Origin of the sequence: Streptomyces mesophilus, assembly GCF_011044995.1 — a bacterium.
Taxonomy (GTDB): domain Bacteria; phylum Actinomycetota; class Actinomycetes; order Streptomycetales; family Streptomycetaceae; genus Streptomyces; species Streptomyces mesophilus.
The window spans coordinates 1-3,842 of record NZ_JAAKZW010000393.1; the positions used below are offsets into that span (position 1 = coordinate 1).

Sequence of the window (3,842 nt, forward strand, 5' to 3'; positions counted from 1 at the left end):
CCCCTGTACGCCGCCCCCGCCCGCCGCCCGCGCCACCCTCGTATGACACCTGTCATGCCGGACCCACGACCGCCGACACTGCCGTGCGCACCCCTCACAGAGGGATCGTGGATCACATGACGACCTCAGCGACCACCGCCGCCGCGCGCCGGCAGGCGGTGCTCTTCGACAACGTGGCCAAGAGCTACGGCACCGTCCGCGCCGTCGACGGCCTCTCCCTCGCACTGCACCCCGGCGAGACCGTCGCCCTGCTCGGCCCCAACGGCGCCGGGAAGTCCACCACCCTCGATCTGCTGCTCGGGCTCAGGACCCCCGACAGCGGCAGCGTCGAGGTCTTCGGCACGACGCCCCGTGAGGCGATCGTGGCCGGCCGGGTCGGCGCGATGCTGCAGAGCGGCGGGCTGATGGAGGAGGTCACCGTGCGGGAGCTGGTGGAGCTCGCCTGTGCGCTGCACCCGCGCCCGCATCCCGTGGACCGGGTGCTCGCACAGGCCGGGCTCACCCGGATCGCCGGCCGCAAGGTCGACAAGCTCTCCGGCGGCCAGGAGCAGCGCGTACGGTTCGCGCTCGCCACCGCCGGCGACAGTGAGCTCATCGTGCTCGACGAGCCCACCACCGGCATGGACGTCACCAGCCGGCAGGCCTTCTGGGCGACCATGCGCGAGCAGGCCGACGAGGGACGTACGGTCCTGTTCGCCACGCACTACCTCGAAGAGGCCGACGCGATCGCCGACCGCGTCCTCGTCCTGCACCGCGGCCGTCTCCTCGCGGACGGCACCGCCGCCGAGATCAAGGCGAAGGCCGGAGCGCGCAAGGTGTCCTTCGACCTCGACGGCGCCGTGGACGAGGCCCGGCTCACCGCGCTCCCCGCCGTCAACTCCCTTGAAATCTCCGGCCGTACGGTCCGGCTCAGTTCCCGCGACGCCGACGCCACGGTGCACGCCCTGTACGCACTCGGCCTCTACCCGCGCAATCTCGAGGTCGCCGGCCTCGGCCTTGAACAGGCCTTCGTCGCCCTCACCCAGGCCGAGGAGGCCAAGGCAGCATGAACACCTTCACGTCACGCGCGCTGATCCGGCTCGAACTGAGCCGCGCCCTGCGCAACCGCAAGTTCCTGTTCTTCTCCGTGATCTACCCCGCGGCGCTCTTCCTGCTCATCGCGGGCAACGCCGACAGCACCGAGATGATCGGCGGCCTGAGCCTGCCCACGTACATGATGGTGTCCATGGCCTCCTTCGGCGCCCTGACCGCCGTCCTCATGGGCAACAGCGAACGCATCGCCAAAGAGCGCGAGAGCGGCTGGGTACGGCAGTTGCGCCTGACCGCGCTGCCCGGCCGCGGCTATGTGCTCGCCAAGACGGCGAGCGCGGCCGTGGTCAGCCTGCCGTCGATCGTCGTCGTCTTCGTGGTCGCGGCCCTCGCCAAGGGCGTGCACCTCGCCGCCTGGCAGTGGCTCGCGCTCACCGGCACCATCTGGGCGGGCAGCCTGGTCTTCGCCGCGCTCGGTGTGGCGCTCGGCTATCTCGCCACCGGCGACGCGGTGCGCCCGCTGACGATGATCGTCTACTTCGGTCTCTCGATGCTCGGCGGCCTGTGGATGCCGATGACTACCTTCCCGCAGTGGCTCCAGGACATCGCCGAGTGGCTCCCCACCCACGCGTACGCGGCCCTCGGCCAGGCCATCGAACTGGGCAGCGCACCGGGTGCCCGTGATCTCGCCACCCTCGCCGTGTACTTCGCGCTCTTCGTAGGCGGGGCGGCATGGCTGTACCGGAAGGACGCGCAGAAGGCGTGAACGACGAAGGCCGTGGTGGGGTGCTCCCCTCCGACGAATCCGACGACATCGAGATCCCCATCGGCCGCCCGCCGGCGAACCGCAGGACGGCCCTGGCCAAGATGCTGTGGATCGGCATCTGGCTGATCTTCCTGGCATCGCCGGTCAAGGACCTGGCCGACGGCCACCACGCCACGGCCGCCACGGTGCTGGGCTGGCTGGGCCTCGCGGTCTTCGTCGCCGCGTACCTCTCCCTGGTCTTCCGATTCACCTCCCGCATCGGCGACTGGCTGGTCCCGGGCCTCTCGCTGCTCTTCCTCTACGGGCTCGGCTCGGCGCTCGCGTACAGCCTCGGGGACAGCTGGCTGGGCCTGTTCATCTACGTGTCCGTGGCGATGGGCGCGGTGCTGCCCTTCCGGCACGCGCGCTGGGCGATCCCCGTGGTCACCGCGACCATGATCGTGATCGGGATGCGCACGGAGCCGGTCGGCGAAGTGATCGCCTCGCTCGGTCTGTTGACGCTGATGATCGGCTTCGCGATGTGCGGGATCCGCCAGCTCGTACGGACCACGATCCAGCTCCGCGAGGCCCGCGCGACGGTCGCGGAACTGGCCGCGAACGAGGAACGGCTGCGGCTCGCCCGCGATCTGCACGATCTGCTCGGGCACTCCCTGTCGCTGATCACGCTCAAGAGCGAACTGGCGGGGCGCATGCTGCCCGCCCATCCCGAGCAGGCGGCCGGCCAGATCGCGGACATCGAACGCGTCAGCCGCCAGGCCCTGGTGGACGTACGGGAAGCGGTGACGGGTTATCGGCGTGCGACGCTCTCCGGTGAACTGGCGGGCGCGCGGACGGTGTTGGCGGCGGCAGGGATCGCGGCGACCGTCCCGGCCGAGGCCCCGGCGCTTCCCGAGGCCGCGGAGGAGGCCCTCGCCTGGGCGCTGCGCGAGGCCGTCACGAATGTCGTACGCCACTCGGGGGCCCGGCGCTGCACGGTGGACCTGGTCGGCCGCCAGACCCTGGACGGCCCGGTCTTCGAACTCGTCGTGGAGGACGACGGGCCGGGCGGTGCCGCGGACGAAGACGAAGGGTTCGGTGCGGGTCGGCCGGGGGCTGCGACGGGCGGTCGGGGCAACGGTCTGACGGGCCTGGCGGAACGCCTCTCGGCGGTCGGCGGCACCCTGGAGGCGGGCCCGGGCCACAAGGGCTTCCGCCTGGTCGCCCGCGTACCGCTGGGACCCGATGCCACCGGTCCCGTACGGACAGAGGCTGACGTGCCTCCCGGATCCGACGCGCCTCCGGGATCCGACGTACCTCCCGGATCCGGCGTACCGCCAGGTTCCGGCGCACCTCTAGGATCCGACGCATGACCACCTCCACGATCAAGGTCCTCCTCGCCGAAGACCAGTCGATGGTCCGCGAAGCGCTCGCCGCGCTGCTCGGGCTCGAACCCGACATCGAGGTGGTCGCCCAGGTCGCCCGCGGTGACGAGGTGCTCGGTGCGGTGCGCGCCCACGCCCCCGACGTGGCCCTCCTCGACATCGAGATGCCGGGCGCGACGGGCCTTGAGGCGGCGGCCGAACTGGCCGTGGAATTCCCGGCGTTGAAGGTCGTCATCCTCACCACCTTCGGCCGCCCCGGCTACCTCCGCCGCGCGATGGAGTCCGGCGCCTCGGCCTTCCTGGTCAAGGACGCCCCGGCCTCCCAGCTCGCCGAAGCGGTACGCAAGGTGCTCGCCGGCGAGAAGGTCATCGACCCGGCCCTGGCCGCGGCGGCCCTCTCGGAGGGCGCGGACCCGCTCACGGACCGGGAGCGCGACGTCCTGCGCGAGGCGGCCGACGGCGCCACGAACGCCGAACTGGCGGCCCGCCTCCACCTGTCCCAGGGCACGGTCCGCAACTACCTGTCGACGGCGATCCAGAAACTCGCGGCCCGCAACCGCGCGGAGGCGGTACGCATCGCGCGCGACAAGGGCTGGCTGTAACTCAGCCCTTCCGGCGCCTGAGGCATTTCAGCCCCTGCGGCGTTTGAGCAGATCCGAACGAAGTTCGGATGCCGGGGGTCCGGG

The 3,842-nt window shown here is 71.5% G+C and carries 4 protein-coding genes; all 4 read left to right on the top strand.

Annotated features, from left to right (window positions below; genetic code table 11):
- Positions 1-116: 116 nt before the first annotated feature.
- Positions 117-1,049 carry an ABC transporter ATP-binding protein gene (locus G6045_RS39735; RefSeq protein WP_165337114.1) on the top strand — a complete coding sequence of 311 codons (933 nt, stop codon included), beginning with the start codon at positions 117-119 and terminating at the stop codon, positions 1,047-1,049.
- The gene (locus G6045_RS39740) at positions 1,046-1,795 is read left to right on the top strand and encodes an ABC transporter permease (RefSeq protein ID WP_165337115.1); all 750 of its coding nucleotides are present in this window, start codon (positions 1,046-1,048) and stop codon (positions 1,793-1,795) included. Before G6045_RS39735 ends, G6045_RS39740 begins: the two co-directional genes overlap by 4 nt.
- A gap of 101 nt (positions 1,796-1,896) precedes the next feature.
- The gene (locus G6045_RS39745; RefSeq protein WP_235968601.1) at positions 1,897-3,144 is read left to right on the top strand and encodes a sensor histidine kinase; all 1,248 of its coding nucleotides are present in this window, start codon (positions 1,897-1,899) and stop codon (positions 3,142-3,144) included.
- The gene (locus tag G6045_RS39750) at positions 3,141-3,758 is read left to right on the top strand and encodes a response regulator transcription factor (RefSeq protein ID WP_165337117.1); all 618 of its coding nucleotides are present in this window, start codon (positions 3,141-3,143) and stop codon (positions 3,756-3,758) included. Before G6045_RS39745 ends, G6045_RS39750 begins: the two co-directional genes overlap by 4 nt.
- Positions 3,759-3,842 lie beyond the last annotated feature (84 nt).

Excerpts from the sequence above, each read along its gene's own strand:
- G6045_RS39735 (WP_165337114.1), top strand. The coding sequence starts at position 117 with ATGACGACCTCAGCGACCACCGCCGCCGCGCGCCGGCAGGCGGTGCTC.
- G6045_RS39740 (WP_165337115.1), top strand. The coding sequence starts at position 1,046 with ATGAACACCTTCACGTCACGCGCGCTGATCCGGCTCGAACTGAGCCGC.
- G6045_RS39745 (WP_235968601.1), top strand. The coding sequence starts at position 1,897 with ATGCTGTGGATCGGCATCTGGCTGATCTTCCTGGCATCGCCGGTCAAG.
- G6045_RS39750 (WP_165337117.1), top strand. The coding sequence starts at position 3,141 with ATGACCACCTCCACGATCAAGGTCCTCCTCGCCGAAGACCAGTCGATG.